Consider the following 22340-nt stretch of genomic DNA (forward strand, 5'->3'; position numbering starts at 1 on the left):
TTGAATCTAAATAAGACTGTCGTGTTGCTACTAAATTTGATAAGGATGGAAAACTAGGTTGTGTGATTATACACTGGACGGGGCCGCCCGAGCGGTGGTATTCCGGCGTAGCCGCCTTAGCAGCTAATTGGCTTGATACAATTTAGCCTAACGGCTCAGCGGAGTACCACTCCGGCGTACAACCCAATTGCCGATCAATTATTACCGTAACCGCTCGACCAACTCCCGGCGATAGGTTGACCCAATGGGGAGGGGAGTTTCGCCAATGAAGACCTCGTTGCCACTTAACCGCCTGATCGTATTCAGAGCAACCAGATAGGATTTATGAATGCGGATAAATAGATCGGAGGGTAGTCGTTGTTCCAGTTCCGTCATGGTCATGGAGGTCAGGTAAACCTGCTGGGTCGTAAATAGCTTGACGTAATTGCCCCAACTCTGCCCATATAGTAGGTCTTCGTAGGCAATCCGGACCCAATCGCCGTCGACTTTGACCACGAACGAGGTGTTAGTAGAAGGAGATAAAGCCCCCCGTGGAGTTTCTTCTTCAGGTTGGGCAACCACCACTTTATCAATAGCTTTCAGGAACCGGGCAAACTCAATAGGCTTTAATAGATAATCGACTACATTGTAATTGTAGCTTTCCAGCGCAAACTCCGAATGGGCCGTTGTCAGAATAACCTTGGGCGGATGAGTGAGTGTTTCCAGCATCTGAAGCCCGTTCATTTGGGGCATATTGATGTCCAGAAATAACAGATCGACGGGTTGCCGATGGAGGAAATTGATCGCTTCCAGGGCATGATAACAATCGCCAACCAGTTCCAGCCGATCTACCTGCTCAATGTAATGTTGTAGTACGTAGTGAGCGGCTACTTCATCATCAATAAGCAGGCACCGCAATGGGTTGGGCATGGTGTAAAGGCGTTAACTGGACAACCAATTCGGTTTTATATAAGCCCGCGGATTGATCAACCCGGAGCTGATGTTTGCCTGAATACAGAATTTCCAGCCGCTGGCGTGTATTCTGCAAGCCTAAGCCTGTTGAGGAAACAGGGACCTTGTGGCCAGGCATAGAGTTTTCAATGCGTAGGGTTAGCGCATCACCATCCAGCGTCAGCGAAATGTAGACGAAGCATCCCTGAATATCGCTCGTGCCGTGTTTAAATGCATTCTCAACCAACGGGATGAGTAAGAGCGGAGCTAACTGGTAGCCTTGCAGAACACAGGGATCGGTTGGGTAGCTATACTCGATCTGGCACCGATTGCCCACGCGTTCCTGCTCCAGCGTTACGTAGCTGGTTATAAACTCGACTTCCTGCTGGAGGAGTACCCACGACCGCCGACTACTATCGACCTGATACCGCATCAGCTTTGAGAGTTGCATGATCAGATTAGGCATCCGGGTGGGTTGGTGCAGACTGATGCCGTACAGATTGTTGAGCGTGTTAAAAAAGAAATGCGGATTAAGCTGGGCGTGCAGAAACTTCATTTGTACTTCCTGAAGCAGCAGTTGATCGGCATTCTGCTTTTCCTGTTGCTCATAAAAGCGCCGGATCAGAAAAAGTGCCATGATTGCAATCAGGCTGACCGTGCAGGTTGCCAGGTGGAAAAGACCCATTTCCCGCCAGTCGTGAGAAGCGAAAAACTCAGGGCATAGCCAGAAGTCAGCCCAATACACAATCAGACTGCCTACAAATAGCGCAACACTCGTCAGGATTACGTAGCGCTTGATATGCTGGCTAAATAGCAACGGAAAGAGAAAAAAGCGGTGAAACTGCGCTTGACTGTATAGAATTAGAAAATTGACGAGCGCCCGCCAGAAGTCGTCCCAGGTTGTCAGGCGATTCCAGGCGTTGAGCGACATGAGCACAAACAATACAGTAAAGAACAGGCTTTCCCGTACCCACGATTTTCGCTCGCCAATCCAGTTTGGTACATGCATAGTTTTAACGGATTCTTTACAAAGCAACCAAAAGCAGTTGGGCTTTACAACTCAAAATGACCAACTCAATACGTCATCAAAAAGGCCCCGTTTATCATTTTTTTAAGAAATGGACGAAGCCCCAAAACGTACTTTGTACCATTCCACCGGCTTTCTGTAAGAAACTCAACTGTAATGAAATTCACTATACTCTACTACCTATCACTTCTCATTCTACTGGCACGAGTGGCTACGGCTCAGTCGACGTCACCAAATTTCTGCTCAATCGGGTGGTCAGGTAAGCGGCACAGTGCTGGATTCGGTAACCCGCCAGCCGGTTCCTTTCGCAACCGTTGCCCTGTTGAATTCGTCGGGCAATGTACTCACTGGTAAAACAACGTCTGAAACGGGTGCCTTTGTCTTTTCGGGCTTAAATCCCGGTTCGTATGGTCTTCAGCTGACGTTCGTTGGCTACCAGACTCGAACCGTTTTGACGTTTACACTAGCAGCACAGAAACCAGTTATCCAATTGGGTAATCTGCTGTTACGGCCAGAGAGTCGTCAGTTGAATGAAGTGGTTGTTGCCGGACAGAAAGCGCTGATCGAAGAGAAATCGGATCGATTGGTTTACAACGCGGCTAACGATCTGACCAATAAAGGCGGAACGGCGGTGGATGTGTTGCGCAAGGCGCCGATGCTTACGGTTGACGTAACGGGGAATGTGCAACTGCGCGGCAGCTCGAACCTGAAAGTGCTGCTCAACGGTCGCCCATCAGGTTTGCTGGCTCGCAACCTGAGCGAAGCCCTGAAGATGATTCCGGCTAACACCATTCAGTCGGTAGAAGTCATTACCAGCCCATCGGCTCGTTACGATGCAGAAGGATCGGGCGGGGTGATTAATATCATCACCAAGAAGCAGTTGAAAGGCTCAAATGGAAATCTGGATGTAACGGCGGGTAATTATATGCAGTCGATTGGCGGCAGTTACGGGTTCAAACGGGAGAAGTTTGGATTGACTTTTTCCGGGAATGCCGATGCTGAACGCGAGAAAAGCGTATCCGAAATGACCCGCGTATCCTTGTTAGATGGGCAACCGGCTGGTGAGTTGTTTCAGCGACGGAGCGCCAATAATGTCCACCGGGGCTGGTTTGGCGATTTGAGTATGGAGTACGCTTTCGATACGTTGAACCGGGTGAATTTCTCGATCAGTACGTGGGGTGGAGCCTGGCCAAATTCCAATTCGCTCTATAACCGATTCCGGAATGCCGAAGGTGTTGTCTCGCAGGAGTACACGCAGGAAGTTGATCAGCAGTCACCGTTTGGGAATGTGGAGTTTAATCTGGGCTACACCCGAACCTTCAAAAAGCCGAAACAGGAGCTTGCCGTGCTGGCTCAGTACAGCTATACCTTTGATAATACGCGTTATACCAGCGATCAATACAATCTGGGGGGTGCTCCCATTTATCGGGAAACCAGCCAGAACAAAAGCCAGAATCCACAGCTGACTTTTCAACTGGATTACACACATCCTTTCTCGACATCGGGCCGCCAGATGGTTGAATTTGGTGTGAAAGCAATCCGGCGGGATGTGGGCAGTACGTACGCGATTTACAACAGCAGCCTAGACGCGGTCGATCTGTTAACCTATAATGCAGGCCGATCCAATACGTTCGATTATGATCAGCAGGTACTGGCAACCTATGCGTCGTTGAAGCTGGCAAATCAAACCAAGTGGACACTCCAGTCGGGCCTTCGTCTTGAAAATACGGTTATGGAAGGTCGATTTGCCGATTCAATTCCACCGTTTCGGATTCGCTTTAATAACCTCATTCCGAGTATTATCCTGAGCAAGCAACTCAGCGATCGGCAGTCGTTCAAGGTCAGCTATACCCAACGGATTTCGAGACCCATGATCTGGGATTTGAATCCGTATATCAACGCCAGCGACCCCAAAAATCTGAGCGCTGGCAACCCTCAATTACGTCCCGAACTGACGCATTTGGCCGAGATTTCCTACAGCCTGACAACCAAGAACGGGGCGTACCTGAATCTGGCGCTCTACCGTCGGCAAACCGATAATTCCATCGAAGAAGTGCGAACGGTGGATACGTCCGGTGTATCGCAAACTATTAAGCAGAACGTAGCGCGTAATCAGCGAACGGGATTGAATGTAAACGCAGCCTGGCAACTGAACCGGAATTGGAAGGTGAACGGCGGGGGCGAGTTTTATCACACGCAGTTCAGTAGTACAGCCTTGCAGGTACAGAATTCGGGCTGGCTCTGGCAACTCAATTTAAACATGGCCTATCAGTTGCCCCAGAATTATTCGCTGCAAGCCTATGGCATGTACAGTACCGGCTGGGTCTTACTGCAAGGAAAAAACTCGGCCTGGTATCACTATAGTCTGGCGGCACGAAAGGAGTTCTGGGATAAAAAAGCCAGTCTGACACTGGGCGTTAATAATCCCTTCACATACCCATTTCGGCAAAACAACGATTCGCAATCCAACTCATTTCAGTCGCACACGGCCAATCAATATTTCACGCGATCGGTCAAACTAACCTTTAGCTGGCAGTTTGGACAGATTCGGGCGGGCAGTGAGCAATCGGGCAGAAAAATAACCAACGATGATGCAAAGGCAAAGTGATTGTATTGCTGTGATGTCGGTTACTTATAACCGACATGAGAGGTTTCTCAAAACCTCGTGTGGTTCGTTCGGTTTTGAGAAACCTCACGTGTCAGCTATGAGTAGCTGACATCACTAAGCCCGATGCTCATGTTTCTTTTTAATTAATTTTTAATGAAGCCGGAATAGAACAGCCCGAATTGCTGTTCCTTTTTAACTACTGTTGTTACAACCTCATGTTATTCCTCAATACCGCTTATAAGTCAGGTACGCTTTCTTTGGCCTTTCTTCTTATACTGAGTCACTTTGGCTGCACTTCATCAACCAACGAAACCACAACCGCTGCCGAGGTTCCTACATTACCCGTCGTACAGGTCAAAACGGCCTCTGTTACGACCTATCAGGAGTTTCCGGCCACGCTGGAAGGTCGGGTTAACGTCGATATTCGGCCACAGGTGGAAGGCTATCTGGAAAAAATTTATGTCGATGAAGGAGCTGCTGTTCGCAAAGGGCAACCGCTATTTCGCATCGATACGCGTACCTATCAGGAGCAGGTTGGGAACGCCAGTGCCAGTCTGTTGGCAGCGAAAGCCAATCTGGATAAGGCCGCGCTGGAAGTCGCCCGACTGACGCCCTTGGTCGAAAATAACGTTGTGTCGGATGTGCAGTTGAAAGCCGCTCAATCGGCCTATGCGGCTGCCAAAGCCAACGTCGAACAGGCGCGTTCGGTAGTAGGAAATGCCAATGTTAATCTGAACCGAACACTTATCACGGCTCCGGCAAGCGGGTTTATTGGTCGATTGCCCTACAAAGTGGGGAGTCTGGTAGGTCGTACCGAACTTCAACCGCTGACGACGCTCTCAGATGTGCACGAGGTATTTGCCTATTTCTCGATGAGTGAGGTCGATTTTCTGCATTTTACCGAGCAGTCATCGGGCAGCAGTATCGCTGATAAAATCAAGAAACTACCTCCTGTCGATTTAGTGCTGGCCGATGGAAAAGCTTATGTCCAGAAAGGCCGGATTGAACTGGTGTCGGGGCAATTCGATAAAACGATGGGTTCGATTAGCTTTCGGGCCGTTTTTCCGAATGCGCAAGGATTGCTACGTTCCGGCATTACAGGGCGCGTGCGGATTCCAGAAGCACACCCGTCGGCCGTGGTCGTTCCGCAGGAAGCTACGTTCGAACGGCAGGATCGTGTGTTCGTTTATGCTCTGGCCGACAGCAACAAAGTGGTTAGTAAACCGCTCCAGATTGCAGGTAAGAGCGGCAACTTTTACCTGATCACGAAAGGGATTCAGCCGGGCGAGCGTATCGTTCGGGAAGGCCTCGATCGACTCCGCGATGGCGACGTAATTACTCCGCGACTGATTGCCGCTGATAGCCTGACGGTATCTAGCGTGCAATAAGATTTTTAGTTAGTATTGGTTGGGTTGTACCTACGGGCTTCAGCCCGTATATGCATCGACTAGAAACACGGGCTGAAGCCCGTGGGTACCTATACACGTTTTCACCGTTCCAACCCAGATATTGGGTGAGACGCTTCTGGTTATTTTATGTTTAAAGTATTCATCGAACGCCCGGTACTCGCCACGGTTATTTCTATCCTGCTGGTTATTCTGGGTGTCATTTCACTGGTTTCGCTGCCCGTTACGCAGTTTCCCGAAATTGCTCCGCCCAGCGTACAGGTCGCGGCATCGTACCCCGGAGCCAACGCCGAAGTCGTGGCCCGCTCGGTAGCTACCCCACTTGAAGAAGCCATTAACGGGGTCGAAAACATGACCTACATGACTTCGTCGTCGGGTAACGATGGGTCGGTGGCGATCAACATTTATTTCAAACTCGGCACCAATCCCGATCTGGCAGCTGTGAACGTACAGAACCGGGTTGCCAAAGCGACGAGCCTGCTGCCTACCGAAGTAATTCAGGCAGGGATTTCGACGCAGAAACAGCAAAACAGTATGATCATGATCCTCAACCTGAACAGTGATGAGGACGTGTACGACGAAACGTTTTTGCAGAACTATGCCAAAATCAACCTGATTCCAGAGCTTCAGCGGGTGAATGGGGTAGGGCAGGTGATGGTATTTGGTGTGAAGGATTACTCGATGCGAATCTGGCTGAAACCGGATCGACTGGTAGCACTGGGCCTGTCACCACAGGAGGTAATGAACGCGATTCGGGAGCAGAATCTGGAAGCGGCTCCCGGTAAGATTGGGGAGAAAAGTCAGGAAGCGTTTGAGTACGTGATCAAATACAAGGGCAAACTCAACCAGCCGGAACAGTATGAAAACATCATTCTGAAAGCTAATACCGACGGCTCGACCATTCAGCTCAAGGACGTTGCGCGGATTGAATTCGGCTCGTTTACCTACAGTGGCGATACCCGCGTAAACGGTCGGCCCAGCGTTGGTATTGCGGTTAACCAGATGGCAGGCTCGAATGCCAACGATATTCAGGTGGCCATTCTGTCGATCATGGATAAGGCCAAAGGGGCGTTTCCGAAGGGCATCAATTACACCATCGGCTACAGCACCAAAACCTTCCTCGATGAATCCATCGACCAGGTTACCCACACGCTGATCGAAGCCTTTATTCTGGTGTTTATCGTGGTATTCCTGTTTTTACAGGACTTCCGCTCCACGCTCATTCCAGCCATTGCGGTGCCAGTTGCCATCATCGGTACGTTCTTTTTCATGCAGTTGTTCGGCTTTACGATCAACCTGCTCACGCTCTTTGCGCTCGTATTGGCCATCGGGATTGTGGTCGATGATGCGATTGTGGTAGTTGAGGCTGTTCACGCCAAGATGGAAAAAAGTCGACAATCGGCGCGGTCGGCAACGATTCAATCTATGCAGGAAATTTCGGGTGCTATCATTTCCATTACGTTGGTCATGGCGGCTGTGTTCGTGCCCGTAGGGTTCATGAACGGCCCGGCGGGGGTTTTCTACCAACAGTTCGCGTTCACGCTGGCCATTGCCATTCTGATTTCGGCGGTTAACGCATTAACGTTGAGTCCGGCGCTTTGTGCGTTGTTGCTGAAAAATCCACACCACGACGGCGGACCGGCAGATAATGCCCACGCGAAGAAAGGCTTTCTGAATCGTTTCTTCGATGCCTTTAATGCGGGCTTTACTTCGCTGACGAACAAGTATGTGGGGAGCCTTCGGTTCCTGATTCGCAACAAATGGGTTGGGTTGAGTGGACTGGCGTTGGTCACGGCTGTCACAGTTTTTCTGATGCGCACGACGCCAACGGGCTTTATTCCGTCAGAGGATCAGGGCTTTATTGCCTATTCACTGAAACTTCCGGCAGGTGCTTCGTTAAAGCGTACTCAGAAAGTAGCGGATAAGATTGAAGGCATTCTGCACAAAACCCAGGCTGTCGAGCAGCATATCGAAATCAGTGGATTCAACATGATTGCCAATTCATCGAGTCCGTCTTATGCGGCTGGTTTCGTGAAAATGAAACCATATGCTGATCGGGGCGACGTGAAAGACCTGCAACAGGTGGTCGATTCGGTTAGTAAGCAGGTGGCCGGTGTAGAAGAAGGACGGGTTGATGTGTTTACCATGCCAACCGTTCCGGGATTCAGTAATGTCGATGGGTTTGAATTGCTGTTGCAGGATCGGACGGGTGGAAAGCTTGATAAACTGAGTGCCACAGCGAACGCCCTAATTGAAGAGCTACAGAAACGCCCCGAAATCGCAGCCGCCTTTACGACCTTCGATACCGAAACACCTCAGTTTGAGTTAGAATTGGACGTGAAAAAAGCGAAGCAACTCGGCGTTTCGACCAGCGATATTCTGCAAACGATGCAGGTCTATTACGGCAGTACGTTTGCGTCGGACTTTAACCGCTTCGGTAAATTCTACCGTGTGATTGCCCAGGCCGACGCGCCGTATCGCGCTGACCCCGAATCGCTAAAGAGCATTTACGTCAAAAACGCGACGGGCCAGATGGTGCCGATGACGACGTTCGTTACATTGAAACGCGTCTACGGCCCGGAAGCTATTACGCGTAATAACCTCTTTACGTCGGTAGCCATTAACGGACAAGCCAAACCGGGTTATAGTACGGGCGACGCCATCCGGGCAGTAGAGGAGGTGGCCAAGAAAAAACTGCCCGTTGGCTACACGTACGAATGGACGGGTATGACCCGTGAAGAGATCGCGGCTGGTAGTCAATCGAGCCTGATTTTCGCCCTTAGTCTGGTGTTCGTGTACTTCCTGTTGTCGGCTCAGTACGAAAGTTACGTATTGCCGTGGGCGGTGTTGCTGTCCATTCCGACGGGGATTCTGGGCGTTTTTCTGTTCATCAATCTGGCGGGCATCGACAATAATATCTACGTGCAGGTCGGACTGATCATGCTCATCGGCTTGCTGGCCAAGAACGCCATCCTGATTGTCGAATTCGCCATTCAGCGACGACAGGCGGGTATGGGTCTGCTAGCGTCGGCCTTAGACGCGGCCAAACTGCGACTTCGCCCAATTCTGATGACGTCGTTTGCCTTCATCGTTGGGTTGATTCCGCTGATGAGCGCCACGGGAGCATCGGCCAAAGGGAATCACTCGATTAGTATCGGTACGGCAGGAGGGATGTTGACTGGCGTACTGCTGGGGCTGTTCATCGTTCCGGTGCTATTTGTCATTTTTCAGGGAATTCAGGAGAAAATCAAGCGGCCTAAAACCGCCGAAGAACGGAAAGCATTGGCCGAAGAAGCGTTTGCCAGCAATCCTATAACTCGTAATTAATCATGTCACGACCTTATTTTTTGTCGTCTCGCCTATCACTGGGCCTGCTTTCGCTTACCCTACTGATTGCAAGTTGTAAAGTTGGACAAAACTACCAGCGCCCAACGGTGCAGATGCCCGAGCAATTCAGTCAACGTAATGGAACGGATACACTCAATGTAGCGCAAGTCCCGTGGCGGCAGTTTTTTCGGGATACCGAGTTGCAGAATCTGATTGGAACGGCGCTGGCTAATAACTTCGATTTGCAGGTAGCCATCAAACGGATTGAGGAAAATCAGGCCTATGTTCGGCAGACGCGTTATGCACTATTACCTGCTGTCAACGCACAAATGGCAGCCTCTACCGTGACGCCTTCCCGCAATAGTTTGAATGGACTGAGTCTGGAAAACTTCATAGGTACCCGACACTTGGAAGATTACTCGGCAAACTTGTCGCTCTCCTGGGAAGTGGATATCTGGGGCCGTATCCGTCGCCAGAATGAGGCCACACTGGCCACGTTTCTCCAGGTTGATGAAGCCGCTAAAGCGGTTCGAACAAATCTGGTTTCTAACGTAGCGACGAGTTATTTTAACGTATTGTTGCTCGATGCTCAGCTGGAAATCGCCAAACGGAACGTGACCCTAGGCGACTCCATTGTGCGACTAGTCCGGTTTCAGAAACAGTCGGGCGATGTGACAGAACTGGCTGTTCAACAGGCCGAAGCGCAACGCCAGAATGCCGATTTATTGCGTTCTCAACTGGAACAGGCGCTGGCCATCGAACAGAACAGTATCCGGCAATTACTGGGCGACTGGCCGGGAGCGATTGCCCGTACCAACCGACTCTCAACATACCCCGTAGCCGATACGTTGCTTACGGGTGTGCCCGCCCAATTGCTGGCCAACCGGCCCGACGTACGGGCAAGTGAGCTGGTGCTGGTGGCAGCCAATGCACGTGCGGGCGTTGCGGAAGCCAATCGCTATCCTGCGTTGACCATAACGGGAAGTGTTGGTTTGAACTCTTTTCAGGCTGGCAACTGGTTTGCCTTACCGAATTCCTTGTTTTATAACCTGGCGGCTGGTTTGGTACAGCCTATTTTTCAGCGTGGCCAACTCAAAACACAGCTCGAAGTGGCTCATATTCAGCGAGAATCGGCACAAATTCAGTTTCGGCAGAGTTTGAATAATGCCGTGAAGGAAGTGTCGAATGCCTTGATCCAAAATGAAAAATTGCAGGAGCAGGAACAGATTGCCCGAGCGCGTGCCCAGACCTTACAAGGCGCTATTAACAATGCTAAACTCCTGTTTAAGAGCGGAATGGCCACGTATCTGGAAGTGATCACCGCACAAAGCAACGCGCTTCAGGCAGAGTTGGCGTTGGCCGACATCAAACGACAACGGTTGGGCGCGATGGTTGAGGTCTATCGATCGCTGGGCGGGGGCTGGCGGTAGTGAAAATGGGCAGCAAGCCGTACCACAGTTATTTACATCGTGGCACAGCTTGCTGATTTTTGCCCCGTTCGGGGCTTAACAGTGTAGCGTCGGTAGTTGATGGTTTCTCCTGTAGTTGGCGTGCCTTTAGGTACGCAACAATCCTTGCTGGTTGCGCACCTAAAGGCACGCTTAGCTAGTCCTGAAAATTGTTTTCTACCGACGCTGCGCTGTTTTATCCCTACGGGATGAATGGCTCGATTATTTAATCAAAAGGCCATCTTAGACGAGGGAGAATAATTCATAATCCTCGTTCCATTACCGAACAAACCAGCGAGCGGCCGCTTTTTGGAGTTCGCCGAAATCAGGATCGTTATCAGAAGCCCAGGCGATAATGCCATCCGGACGTATCAGAACAGCGCTCAATCCTAACTGGTCGTTCGCCCGACCTGAAACATAGTTGATTTGGTCGCTGTATTCACTTACCCAGGTTTTGAGGGAAGTATTCGTGCCAAAATCAAGCAATACGCCCCGACCATCGTGCATGTGTTCGCCAATTGTCGTACCATCGTCGAATGCAAAATTAGGAACGCTATGGCCTACCAGCGGGTGGGCATCACCGAGATTGTAGTGAGTGAAAATGCCCCATACCCGTCCTGCAAAGTAGGTAGCACCATCGCGCGTATTCATCAAGTCGCGGAAAATAGCGTTGAGCGCACGGGCTTGCGGGCTTAGGTTCATGATCGCAACCTGAGCACGCGACCAATCCAGAACCTGTGCGCCAATTGGGTGTCGTTCGGTAAAGTAACTGTCCAGCAAGCCTTCGGGCGCTTTGTTGTGGATCGTGGCAGCGAGCTTCCAGCCCAGATTCATGGCATCGCCCAGCCCAAGGTTGAGGCCCTGACCTCCCAACGGCGCGTGAATGTGTGCCGCATCACCTGCTAAAAGGACCCGGCCATTGCGATAGGTTGTAGCCTGCCTTGCCCGGTCGGTCCAGGTGGTGGCTGTATGCAGGGCAGTGATCGTAACATCAGTGGCCGAGACGCGCCGTAGTACTTCCTGTACATGCTCACACGTGATTGGCTTTTCGGAACTGTGAAAGGCCCCGCCATCAAAATCCTGAATCATAAGATACCCCGGCTGAGATTGTAAATACATGCCCGTTGGCGTCATGTTCCGGCCTGGCTTTAATTTCTCCGGATCAGCAATATCGACCAGGGTTGTGTAACCCGTAAATTCCGGCTCCGTCCCTGCGAATTCAAAACCACCCGCCTTGCGAACAACGCTTCGGCTACCATCGCAACCCACAAGCCACTTAGCCTGAAACGATTGATCGCCTGCCGAAACAGTTACGGAATCGTCGGTTTGATTAAAGCCAGTAACGCCAAGTCCACGCTGGATGTATACACCCAACGCTGCTGCCCGACGCAATAGAATCGTTTCAAGCTCCGATATCTCCGAAATCAAACTGGTGTCGGTTGAGCTGGGTAGGCGATCCGTCCATTGAGATGTATCTATATCGCCCTCATGGAATGGAATGCCCGCAAAGTGCCCTACCTGACGACGGACCCCTTGCCCGGCGTTTTGATGGGGATTTTTAAGCCGTTTATGTATCTCGAGTTGATCGAGCAATCCACGGCGGTAAAGTGATTCAATAGTTGGTGTCGAGAGACCGCGTATGCCGAAGGGGAGTTGCTTTAGGGGCGAGTTCGGGTTCTCCGTTTTTTCCAGGATGAGAATAGAACAGTTGGCAAGGGCCAGTTCACAGGCGAGAAATAGGCCAACAGGGCCTGCGCCTGAAATGATGACATCGTACTTAGGTTGATTGGGTTCGGATAGTTTGTTGTTTAATGGGGTATCCATAACAATTGCGTTTAGACTGATTACGACGCAAAATTCCGGAACGCCCCTGGGTTAGGCTTGTATAAATGCGACAAAATCGGCGCTGATAAGCTGTTTGCCTTGCCTGGCTTTTCGGGCGAATGCCGCTGGGGTAGCGCCACTATAGCGTTTGAATTCTTTACTGAGGTGGGCCTGATCTGTGTACCCCATCTCATGCGCTAAACCCGCCAGATTGGCATCAGGGTGCATCCATAAGTGGTTTCGTACCTGTTCAAAACGTATCAATCCCGACACGTCCTTAACCGTATGCCCTGATGATTGCTTGAACTTCCGTTCCAATGTCCGAACGGTTACGTGGGCAGCCTCGGCAACCTGGCTTACGGGCATATTGCCACTTGCTGCCTGCATAGCCGCTCCGGCTTTGAATAGCATACTGTCTGTGGCAACGCCCATTCTTGCCTGTAGTAAATACTGCTTCACCTGGTCCAGCGCTTCGGCTATCTTACCCGCCTGAATCGACTCCACTAAACCCGGTTGAAGCTGAGCAATCGGATGCTCAACTAGGTGAAGGCTAACTTTAGTAGATGGCAGTCCGAGTAAATCGAATACTGTCCAGGGAAAGCACCGGACCCCAATAATCTCTAAGCGGTTTTCGGTGTAAAAGACCGCTGGCTGATTGAGGAGCCCGATCAAAAACGGAGATGGCAATGGTTGCAGGATTCCATTATTCGCCATGAGCTGTAGACTTCCGACGTAAAAAATGATTTCGGCATAGCCATCCGGTTGGACCTCAAAATCAGATTTCAATTCGTCTGAATCCCGTCGGTTGTACCAAAAGCACTTTATGGTATCCTGTAATTCTGGCGGAGCGTCAAATTCCTGGTGCTGCATGCTGAAAGATAATGGATTCGGGCTGTTAGACACAACTAGGAAAGGAGCTGCGTGGGAAAAATGGACATATTCAAACACAATCGCTACCAGCGCACAATATGCAGGACGAAGTGGGCGTATTGGCGCAAGCTTTCAATAACTTACTGACTCGTCAGGAGGGACCGTTACGGAAATTACCTTGCCTTTGCAACAGGATTGAGAAGTCGTTTAATCTGGAATGTTACGCCCTTAGTTCAATATCTGTTTTCGTTAGTAGCTGGCTGATAGCAAAATAAATTCGGATAAGGCTTGCACAACTGATTTTTCTATCATTACTTTGAATTTCAAAGTGCTTTTAAATGAAAGAAGAGCAAGATTACGTTCAGGATATAGCCCAGATACGTTCCATCATGGAGCGATCATCCAAATTTCTCTCGCTTGCTGGTTGGGCGGGCATCATGGCTGGCGTGTATGCGTTGGCTGGTGCTTATATCGCGTATGCCGTTTTTAACTTTAACCCCAACCAGCTCATTTACGACACAAAGTCAGCGAGTGTAGCGGCCAGCTTACCGAAAATTGTGTTGTTAGCTGTTGTTGTCCTGATTTTGGCGATCGGTACCGCCATTCTGCTTTCCAGCCGAAAGGCGAGTAAACGAGGGGAGAAGCTTTGGAATGCCTTGGTGAAGCGGCTGTTGATCAATATGTCGGTGCCACTCATTATTGGGGGACTTCTGATCCTGATCGTAATGGCCAACGGATTGATTGGCTGGATGGCCCCATTTGCCCTGTTATTTTATGGGATAGCCCTGTACAACGCCAGTCAGTTTACGTATGAGGAAATCAGGAGCTTAGGATTCATCCAGATTGGGCTGGGGCTGTTTAGTGCCTATTTTGTTGAGTACGGAGTGCTATGCTGGGCGTTAGGGTTTGGGGTAGCCCATAGTATGTATGGTGTTTATATGCATTACAGGTACGAACGGTGAAGATATCCATCAATGGTTTACATAAGGCATTTGAAAGCAGAATCAAGCTTGGCATTATGGCGGCCCTGGCTGTTAACAAGACGCTTGATTTCAATTCGCTGAAGGACTTTCTGGATGTGACCGACGGCAATCTGGCCAGCCACCTGAAAGCGTTGGAAAAAGAAGAGTTTATTCAGGTAGAAAAGTCATTTGTTGACCGAAAATCGAACACAAGCTATGCCGCGACAGAACTGGGCCGGGCAGCCTTTAGTGACCATTTGAATGCCCTGGAAAAGCTAATTAAGGGCGTTAGCGAGTAAGAGAAACTCTCTTTTTTTATCCACCTGCTTTGAAATTCAAAGTGCATAAGACAACGCTTAAATTCAAACTCATGAAAGACGAAATAATTACCTACCTGAATGATCCGGGACAACTCGAAAAGCTGTACCGAACTAGCAAAGCGCCCTTCAAGCGAGCATTCGGCACGTTGTATCCAGAACTGAAAGGCAACGCCCTTGCCGATTTCTGGCACGAACGGCTGAGTTACGAAACGGATGAGCTGAACTGGGGCTCAAGTCGTGAAGTAAGGTTCATTATCATTACGGCATTGGTAGCGGGTATGATCGCCAAATTACCAGCCATTTTGAACATTGATCCAGAGTTCTTTTATTCCAGAAATATCGGTTTCATCGTTTTCCCGGCGCTAACGGCCTTCTTTGCCTGGAAAAATAAATTGCCTGCGAGCAAGCTTTCTATTCTTGTTGGCTTAACCCTGGTTGGGGCCTTATTCATCAACTTTCTTCCCAATGATAAAAAGAGCGATACGCTGATTTTATCGTGTATTCATTTAGCCGTGTTTCTCTGGTCGATACTTGGGTTTGCCTTTGTTGGGGAGGTAGGTAACAATGACCAAAAGCGACTCAGCTATTTGCGCTACAATGGTGATCTGGTGGTGATAACAGGGCTCATTTTGATAGCTGGTTTCATTATGACGGCTATAACCGTTGGGCTTTTCCAACTAATTGATATTGACATCAAGACGTTTTATTTCGAGAATGTTGTCGCTTTTGGCCTTCCGGCGGCTCCCATTGTCGGTACTTATCTTACGCAGACCAATCCGCAGCTAGTCGGTAAAGTGTCACCGGTAATTGCCCGGCTCTTCAGTCCACTGATGCTTGTCATGCTGGTCATTTACCTTGTTGCCATCATTTATTCGGATAAAGACCCGTACAACAATCGCGAGTTTTTGCTGATGTTCAATGGGTTATTGATTGGGGTGATGGCCATTATTTTCTTTTCAATTGCCGAAATGGGCAAGACTGTACGAAGTCTGCCGGAAATTTGGGTTCTCTTTCTGCTGTCCATTGTCACAATCGTTGTCAACGGTATTGCGCTCTCGGCTATTTTGTTCAGAATTTCAACCTGGGGTATAACGCCCAATAGAGCGGCCGTTCTGGGGAGTAACGTCCTGATTCTGATCAATCTGCTGTTGGTAGCCGTACAGTTGTTCAAAGTGGTTTCGAAGAAAAAAAGTCTGCCCGGCGTTGGGAAAAGCATCGCGATTTACCTGCCCATTTATGCCCTCTGGGCCGTTATCGTAACGTTTTTATTTCCACTGCTATTTGGGTTCAGCTAACTATTTTTCTCATTCGACCTAAAGCTGTCCAGAGACAGCCCGATTCACTCTATTTGTCTAGATACGTTGAATTTCAAAGTGAGAAAGCACTATAGCGTAGCTACTTGATCGCAGCCGACTAACCGTAGAGCAGGCACAGGCCTATTACGAAGGGGAGTTATTCACCCATCAGGTGCGCGTTTGCGATGCCTATCTGCTGGCGCTCAATGCCCAGAAAGCTAATTAGCTTGTGCTAGAGACGTATATACTGTATATAAAACGAGGAGAAGGCTGGTTTGATATTGAGCCGTTCAGACAAGTAAATTGAGCCATAAACGAAATCGGCTGCAAGGCATAAAAGCTGAGCTTTGTATTGTTAATCGACTACTATCAGTATGACAACAATAACAAAGATTGCTTTAGGCAACAATGGACCCCTCGTATCGAAACTTGGATTAGGTTGTATGCGCATGTCGCCCGTTTGGGGATCTGCCGCACGAGACGAACAGGAAAGCGTGGCTACCATTCAGGAGGCATTAGACAATGGCATTAATTTTCTGAATACAGGCGATTTTTACGGTAGCGGCCACAATGAGTTGCTGGTCGGCAAAGCCATCAAAGGTCGGCGAGACGACGCCTTTATCAGTGTTAAGTTTGGCGCCATCTTCTATGGTGGTCAATGGCTCGGATTGGACCTCCGCCCCATAGCCATCAAAAACTTTATTAATTATTCGTTGGTGCGTTTGGGAATTGATACAATTGATCTTTATCAACCATGCCGCCTAGATAACAGCGTTCCGATAGAAGACGTGATTGGAACGGTCGCCGACCTGATCAAAGAGGGAAAGGTTCGTTACCTGGGTGTGTCAGAAATCAACGCCGATCAACTACGGAAAGCGCACAGTATTCATCCCGTAACTGCTTTGGAAATAGGCTATTCTCTGGCGGATCGACAGATCGAACGGGACCTGCTGCCTACCGCGAAAGAATTAGGTATTGGCGTTGTGGCGTTTGCCAATACAGCCGAGGGCTTACTAACGGGTGATATGAAAGCTCCGCTTGCGGCCAATGACCATCGGAATCATTTTTCGCGATTTCAGGGCGAGAATCTGGTCAAGAATCTGGAAAAAGTTGAGGTATTAACCAAGATGGCCAACGAAAAAGGATATACCCCAACACAGCTGGCCATCGCCTGGGTAAATGCGCAGGGCGATCATATTATGCCTCTGGTTAGCATGAGCAGCCGAGCGCGGTTGCCAGAAAACAGTCAGGCTATGGAAGTCGTCTTCACGCCAGAAGAAATGAATACCCTGAACACGGTCTTTGCACCTGGTGCCATAGCCGGAGGTACGTATCTGGTTCGCTAGTCGGGTTCAGAAAAGCCCGCCTGTGCTTACCTTTACACCATGACGAATCCAACAGAAATTATTCCGGGAGTCATTTTTTACTCGTACCTCTCGGCCCAGCGGAAAGACAAAGTGGGCTTTATGAAGCACAACACGCTGGTGTTACAGGTCGCGGGACTGTTTACGTTGGAAACGTTTGAGCAGACAATTTCGATGCGGAGCGGTGATATGCTGCTGATTGGCAAAAACCAACTGGCGCAGATCACCAAAACTCCGCTGCCGGGTGAGGATTATGAAACGATTGTGATTTCCTTACAGGAAGACCTGCTCAGAAAAATTGCGCTGGAAGAGCAGATAGAACCCCAGCATAAATACATTGGACCACCCAATCTGCTTATTCCCGGAAACGATTTTTTACGGGGTTATTTTCAATCGGTGATCCCCTACGTTAGGAATCCGGCCGAAAATATACCGGCTGAGATGGGGATGCTGAAAGTGCGGGAAGGAGTGAAGTTGCTCCTGCATGTCATGCCCGAACTCCGCACATTTTTATTCGACTTTTCGGAACCTTATAAGATTGATCTGGAAAAATTCATGCTCAGTAATTTTCAGTTCAATATTCCGGTTGAAAGGTTTGCTCAGCTCACCGGCCGAAGTCTTGCGGGCTTTAAGCGCGATTTCCAAAAAACATTCGGCACATCGCCCAGGCACTGGCTACAGGAACGGCGGCTGTTAGAGGCTCGTCACCTTATCGAAAAAAAGCATCAGAAACCCTCGGTCATCTACCTCGATTTAGGCTTTGAAAGCCTCTCTCATTTCTCGCATTCGTTTAAAAAAAGGTTTGGTAAAGCCCCTTCCGAGTTAGTTTAGTTGGTAATAACCTCGTGCCGTCAGTGCCGTATTGACAAATGAGTATAGTCTGGTTGTGGCTATGGGGTAATCTACTACCAGTCTTGGCTAACTCAGTGAATAAATCTCGCTTAGCGCTTCCCGTATTTTGTCAGTTGAAAAGCTACTGTAGTTGAACATGAAACTTGAACACCTGGCGATATGGGTTGATGACTTAGAACTCATGCGTACGTTTTACATGACCTACTTTGAGGTCACATCGGGGGAGAAATACACCAATCCAACCAAAAATTTTACGGCTTATTTTTTGCAGTTTGGTTCCGAAAAGTCCCGGATTGAGCTTATGCATCGGCCTGATATCGCTGATACACCCTCCCCGAGAGGATTTTCCAAAGGCGTAACTCATTTTGCGATTTCGGTCGGTGGAAAACAGCAGGTCGACGAATTGACAGAACGCTTACGAGCGGATCAGTACACCATTGCCAGCGAACCCCGAACAACGGGCGATGGCTATTACGAAAGTGTGGTCCTGGACCCGGAAGGAAACTACGTCGAAATCACTGCTTAAACTGGACTGAAGATGGCAATAAAGACAATTGTATTTGATTTCGGAGGAGTTCTGGTCGATTGGAATCCGCGTCATCTGTATCGGAAATTGATTCCCGATGAAGCCCAAATCGATTGGTTTCTGGACACGATTTGCACGAACGACTGGAATCTCCAGCAAGATAAGGGGCGTTTGTTTGCTGATGCCACCAGAGAGCGCCAGGAGAAATTCCCTGAACATAAAGAACTCATTGCCCACTATTATGGCCGTTGGGAGGAAATGCTGGGCGATTCAATTCCTGGCTCGGTGGCTATCCTGAAGGAATTAAAGCAAGCAGGTTATCCGCTGTATGGACTCACCAACTGGTCTGCCGAATCGTTTCCAGTCGCTCTCCAGAAGTTCGATTTTTTTAGCTTGTTTGACGGCATTCTGGTGTCGGGCGAGGAAAAGTTGATTAAACCCGACTTCGCCATTTTTACGTTGTTGCTGGAGCGTTATGGCTTGGAAGCCCAGACCTGCGTGTTTATTGACGATAATTTGATGAATGTAGAGGCCGCCCGAGAGTTGGGCTTTCAGGCTATTCATTTTCAATCGGCCTCTCTTTTACGCGATCAATTAGTGAATTGGGACGTCTTAGCCGATTCTTAAGCGTGTTCGTGATTTTGTAGAACGTAGTACCACTACGTTCGCCCATCAGGGCAATTTAGAGTCTATCAGCTCTACGTAATAACACTGCGTTTCACAAAATCGCCAAATGCCATTCTCGCTCAGAGATCTAGTTTCATATCATACCAAACCTCTCCTCCGTGAGCCGATTTGGATAGACCAGCATTATAAAATCCCAATTTTTCGTAATAAGGGATCAACCGAGCTTTACACGTCAGGGTGATCCCTTTTCGATTTTGCTGTTTTGCCCTGTCGATCAGATGATTGACCAATAGTTCGGCGTAACCTTGTTTTCGGTAATCGGGAGACACGGCTAAGCCAAAAACGGACTGCCAACGGCCCTGTTCATCGTGCAATTCGGCCTGCTCAAACATGTCATCTTGTATCGTGTCAGAATCCGTGACCATGCCATTGATGAAGCCAATGAGTTTATCCTCAGTTTCCAGTAGCCAAAAGTGATTCGGGAAAACGGTAAGCCGTCGCGTGAATGAAGCTAAGGAAGCAGCCTCATTTTCGGGAAAACACACGCATTCAATGGAATGGATTGCCTCCAGATCGGCCAGGGTAGCATTTCGAATAGTCATGCCCGAAACTAGTCAAAATTTTTAACTGGGGATGTTGTGCTTCTGTTCGGTCAAGTCGGTGGGTGTTAACCCGAATTGCTTTTTGAAGGCAAACGAAAAGTGCGAGAAGGTCTCAAAGCCCAACTCCAGATAGATATCCGAAGGCTTTTTGTGCTTTTCGTTGAGCAGGAAATAGGCTTCCTGCAATCGCTTTTGAACCAACCAACGGCTGGGCGTCTCGTTAAAAATAGCGTTGAAATCCCGTTTGAAGGCCGATAAACTTCGTCCAGTCAAATAGGCAAATTGCTCGACGCCTATATTGAACCTGTAATTACGGAGCATAAATTCTTCAATATTTATTTTCTCCGGTTTGCCAAAATCAAACAGAATGCCAGCGAGTTCAGGTTGCTGTTGCAATAAAATGATCAGCAATTCCTCTTGTTTGACATCCGTAAACGCTTCGTCAATTTCTCCCTGATGGTAGATGAGATGTAACGAACGAATGAAATCAGGAATCAGCTTATTCTTTTTGAGCTTAATAAAGGAATCCTGCGGTTTAAACTTGACGAACTCTGTTTGGTGCTTTTCCTGGAATGTCTTCAGGAAGGTTTCTTCCAGGCACAAACGTATGAACTCGGTTCCTTCGAATACGCATAGACGCATAAACTCAGCGCCAGCACTTCCCTTTTCCCGAACGTATTTGATCAAATGATTTTTACGGAACAGGGCATAATCACCATGCCGCAACACGTGGCTTCTGCTGCCATCGTAGCAGTGAAAACCGCCCTTCAGGATATAGACAAAGACATGATCGGGAATGAATTGCTCTAAGAAAACGTCAGATTCCATGATTATGGGACTTTGAGCGAGACATCATGAGCTAATTGGCTTATTGGTAATGAAGTATAGGATATTTTAAGATCCCTCCTTTGTCGGGATGACAAAAATTAGTCCGTCTTTACGATTCCGTACTTGATCAAACTGTCTACGGAAGCAAGAATGGCTTCCTCGTTAGTGGCAATCGGTGTCCAGCCTAAGACGTTCTTCACTTTTTCATTGCTAACATTTCGGTTTATAGCCAATAAGGACGCACCATGTTTGGCCTGTTCGTTAAACAAAGCGGCTAGCCGAAGTACCCAGTTGGGTAGGACTCGGGGCGAAACATGTTGAGCAACATCAGGACGTTTTGCTTTTAGGAGCCTAGCTATTTCGGGGAAAGAAATCTGACCATTAGCCGATGCAATGAAGCGCTGCCCATTTGCGTCAGGCGTTTCCATCGCCAGAATATGCAAAGCGGCTACGTCGCGAACATCAACGATATTCAACGGAATCTGGGGAAATGCTTTCATCGAGCCATCTAGTAAATGCACCAAAAGCCCGAAGCTTTCTGAAACGTGCTTACCTAATGAAGGACCTAAAATAGCTACTGGGTTGATGGTAGCAAACTCTAACGAACCACCTTCCCGCTTGATAAAATCCCAGGCTGCCCGCTCGGCCAGGAGTTTTGATTTTTCGTAGACTGATAAATCCTTTTCATTCGGATCGGTCCAGTTTTCCTCCGTTGTTACGCTATTGGGATTTTTATTGCTAAACCCAACGGCCCCAAAGTTGGAAGTCATGACGACTCGTTTTACGCCCGCATCGCGTGCTGCTTTCAACACGCGAATAATGCCTTCTAACGCGGGACGAATGGCTTCATTTTCGTCTTTGGGTAAGGTCATAAAAACGGGTGATGCTACACTCAATACATAGGTGCAGTCTTTCATGGCTTCGGCCCAGTTTTTGTCTTCCGTAAGCGAGGTTTCAATAAACGAAAGTTTATCAAAAGACGTAATGCCGCCTATTTTTAGGGCGTCAATGATTTCATTTTTCTTAGTTAATGAGCGTAGTGTTGTTCGTACAGTATAGCCTTTCTGCAGAAGCTGAAGAATACTATGGGTTCCTAAAAAACCGGTACCGCCGGTGACAAGAACTGTGGTTGAATGTTCCATTGTGGTTGAGTTTTGTTGATGCAAAGTTCAACCACGAACAAGCTGGGGTGTTATCCTGAAAAGGCCAAAATTATTGTCGTGAGAAGTCCAAGATATAGTCAAGAAAGGCAAATCGGCAGGTGGGGAGTATGAGAGTAAAAGTAGGTAGAATTAGTATAGATGGGAATTGTATTTTTATGAGAAGTAGCCCTAGGCGTAAGCGATGAAAGTAGTTGTGTCAGCTAATAATCGCTGGCTTAATTGTATAAGAAAAAAATCATCGTTCTAGGAGATTCCACCAAGCTGCAAACGCTTCCGCAAACGTTTGCAGGAAATTTTAACAATAAAAACCCAGTTTAATGCAAAAAAATACTTGACATCTTGTATTAATAGAGTAGTTTAG

18 protein-coding genes are annotated in these 22340 nt (G+C 48.7%); 11 read left to right on the forward strand and 7 right to left on the reverse strand.

From position 1 onward, the window contains the following. Window positions 1-201 precede the first annotated feature (201 nt). Both H3H32_RS07005 and H3H32_RS07010 read right to left on the reverse strand, forming a co-directional pair. On the reverse strand, window positions 202-909 hold the full coding sequence (locus tag H3H32_RS07005) for a LytR/AlgR family response regulator transcription factor (protein ID WP_182462024.1): 708 nt from the start codon (window positions 907-909) through the stop codon (window positions 202-204). After that, window positions 878-1939 (reverse strand): sensor histidine kinase, encoded by a 1062-nt coding sequence (locus tag H3H32_RS07010; RefSeq protein ID WP_182462025.1) that lies wholly within the window; start codon window positions 1937-1939, stop codon window positions 878-880. Before H3H32_RS07010 ends, H3H32_RS07005 begins: the two co-directional genes overlap by 32 nt. A gap of 289 nt (window positions 1940-2228) precedes the next feature. On the opposite strand from H3H32_RS07010, the gene H3H32_RS07015 reads away from it, so the two are divergent. The 4 genes from H3H32_RS07015 to H3H32_RS07030 all read left to right on the forward strand — a co-directional run bounded on the left by H3H32_RS07015 (window position 2229) and on the right by H3H32_RS07030 (window position 10728). After that, window positions 2229-4565 (forward strand): TonB-dependent receptor, encoded by a 2337-nt coding sequence (locus tag H3H32_RS07015; RefSeq protein WP_182462026.1) that lies wholly within the window; start codon window positions 2229-2231, stop codon window positions 4563-4565. Window positions 4566-4780: 215 nt separating this feature from the next. Further along, entirely contained in the window at window positions 4781-5953 is a 1173-nt protein-coding gene (locus H3H32_RS07020; protein WP_182462027.1) for an efflux RND transporter periplasmic adaptor subunit, read from the forward strand. 147 nt (window positions 5954-6100) lie between these two features. Continuing rightward, a complete protein-coding gene (locus H3H32_RS07025; protein WP_182462028.1) occupies window positions 6101-9298 on the forward strand; it encodes an efflux RND transporter permease subunit in 3198 nt (1065 codons plus the stop codon). A gap of 2 nt (window positions 9299-9300) precedes the next feature. Beyond that, window positions 9301-10728 carry an efflux transporter outer membrane subunit gene (locus tag H3H32_RS07030; protein ID WP_182462029.1) on the forward strand — a complete coding sequence of 476 codons (1428 nt, stop codon included), beginning with the start codon at window positions 9301-9303 and terminating at the stop codon, window positions 10726-10728. Between the two features lie 297 nt (window positions 10729-11025). Here H3H32_RS07030 and H3H32_RS07035 read toward each other — a convergent pair whose 3' ends face one another. Both H3H32_RS07035 and H3H32_RS07040 read right to left on the reverse strand, forming a co-directional pair. Further along, window positions 11026-12570 (reverse strand): FAD-dependent monooxygenase, encoded by a 1545-nt coding sequence (locus tag H3H32_RS07035; protein ID WP_182462030.1) that lies wholly within the window; start codon window positions 12568-12570, stop codon window positions 11026-11028. Between the two features lie 51 nt (window positions 12571-12621). After that, window positions 12622-13440 (reverse strand): helix-turn-helix domain-containing protein, encoded by an 819-nt coding sequence (locus H3H32_RS07040; RefSeq protein ID WP_182462031.1) that lies wholly within the window; start codon window positions 13438-13440, stop codon window positions 12622-12624. A gap of 338 nt (window positions 13441-13778) precedes the next feature. On the opposite strand from H3H32_RS07040, the gene H3H32_RS07045 reads away from it, so the two are divergent. The 7 genes from H3H32_RS07045 (at window position 13779) to H3H32_RS07075 (ending at window position 19386) form a co-directional block, all read left to right on the forward strand. Continuing rightward, complete coding sequence (locus H3H32_RS07045) at window positions 13779-14402, forward strand: hypothetical protein (RefSeq protein ID WP_182462032.1); 624 nt, start codon at window positions 13779-13781, stop codon at window positions 14400-14402. Beyond that, window positions 14399-14701: a winged helix-turn-helix domain-containing protein gene (locus H3H32_RS07050; RefSeq protein WP_182462033.1), complete on the forward strand. Its 303-nt coding sequence runs from the start codon at window positions 14399-14401 to the stop codon at window positions 14699-14701. The genes H3H32_RS07045 and H3H32_RS07050 overlap by 4 nt, the downstream gene beginning before the upstream one ends. Before the next feature lie 71 nt (window positions 14702-14772). Next, window positions 14773-16017, forward strand: a complete 1245-nt coding sequence (locus H3H32_RS07055; protein ID WP_182462034.1) for a hypothetical protein — start codon at window positions 14773-14775, stop codon at window positions 16015-16017. A gap of 374 nt (window positions 16018-16391) precedes the next feature. Continuing rightward, window positions 16392-17363 carry an aldo/keto reductase gene (locus tag H3H32_RS07060; protein ID WP_182462035.1) on the forward strand — a complete coding sequence of 324 codons (972 nt, stop codon included), beginning with the start codon at window positions 16392-16394 and terminating at the stop codon, window positions 17361-17363. Window positions 17364-17402: 39 nt separating this feature from the next. Continuing rightward, window positions 17403-18212: a helix-turn-helix domain-containing protein gene (locus H3H32_RS07065; RefSeq protein WP_182462036.1), complete on the forward strand. Its 810-nt coding sequence runs from the start codon at window positions 17403-17405 to the stop codon at window positions 18210-18212. Window positions 18213-18369: 157 nt separating this feature from the next. Further along, window positions 18370-18759, forward strand: a complete 390-nt coding sequence (locus H3H32_RS07070; protein ID WP_182462037.1) for a VOC family protein — start codon at window positions 18370-18372, stop codon at window positions 18757-18759. A gap of 12 nt (window positions 18760-18771) precedes the next feature. Beyond that, entirely contained in the window at window positions 18772-19386 is a 615-nt protein-coding gene (locus H3H32_RS07075; RefSeq protein WP_182462038.1) for an HAD family hydrolase, read from the forward strand. 119 nt (window positions 19387-19505) lie between these two features. On the opposite strand, the gene H3H32_RS07080 is transcribed toward H3H32_RS07075, so the two are convergent. From H3H32_RS07080 to H3H32_RS07090, 3 genes are all read right to left on the reverse strand, one after another. Next, window positions 19506-19988 carry a GNAT family N-acetyltransferase gene (locus H3H32_RS07080; protein ID WP_182462039.1) on the reverse strand — a complete coding sequence of 161 codons (483 nt, stop codon included), beginning with the start codon at window positions 19986-19988 and terminating at the stop codon, window positions 19506-19508. Between the two features lie 21 nt (window positions 19989-20009). Continuing rightward, the gene (locus H3H32_RS07085; RefSeq protein WP_182462040.1) at window positions 20010-20816 is read right to left on the reverse strand and encodes a helix-turn-helix domain-containing protein; all 807 of its coding nucleotides are present in this window, start codon (window positions 20814-20816) and stop codon (window positions 20010-20012) included. A 98-nt stretch (window positions 20817-20914) separates the two neighbouring features. Next, a complete protein-coding gene (locus H3H32_RS07090) occupies window positions 20915-21958 on the reverse strand; it encodes an SDR family oxidoreductase (protein WP_182462041.1) in 1044 nt (347 codons plus the stop codon). Window positions 21959-22340 lie beyond the last annotated feature (382 nt).

Origin of the sequence: Spirosoma foliorum (genome assembly GCF_014117325.1) — a bacterium.
In the GTDB taxonomy this organism is placed as follows: Bacteria; Bacteroidota; Bacteroidia; order Cytophagales; family Spirosomataceae; genus Spirosoma; species Spirosoma foliorum.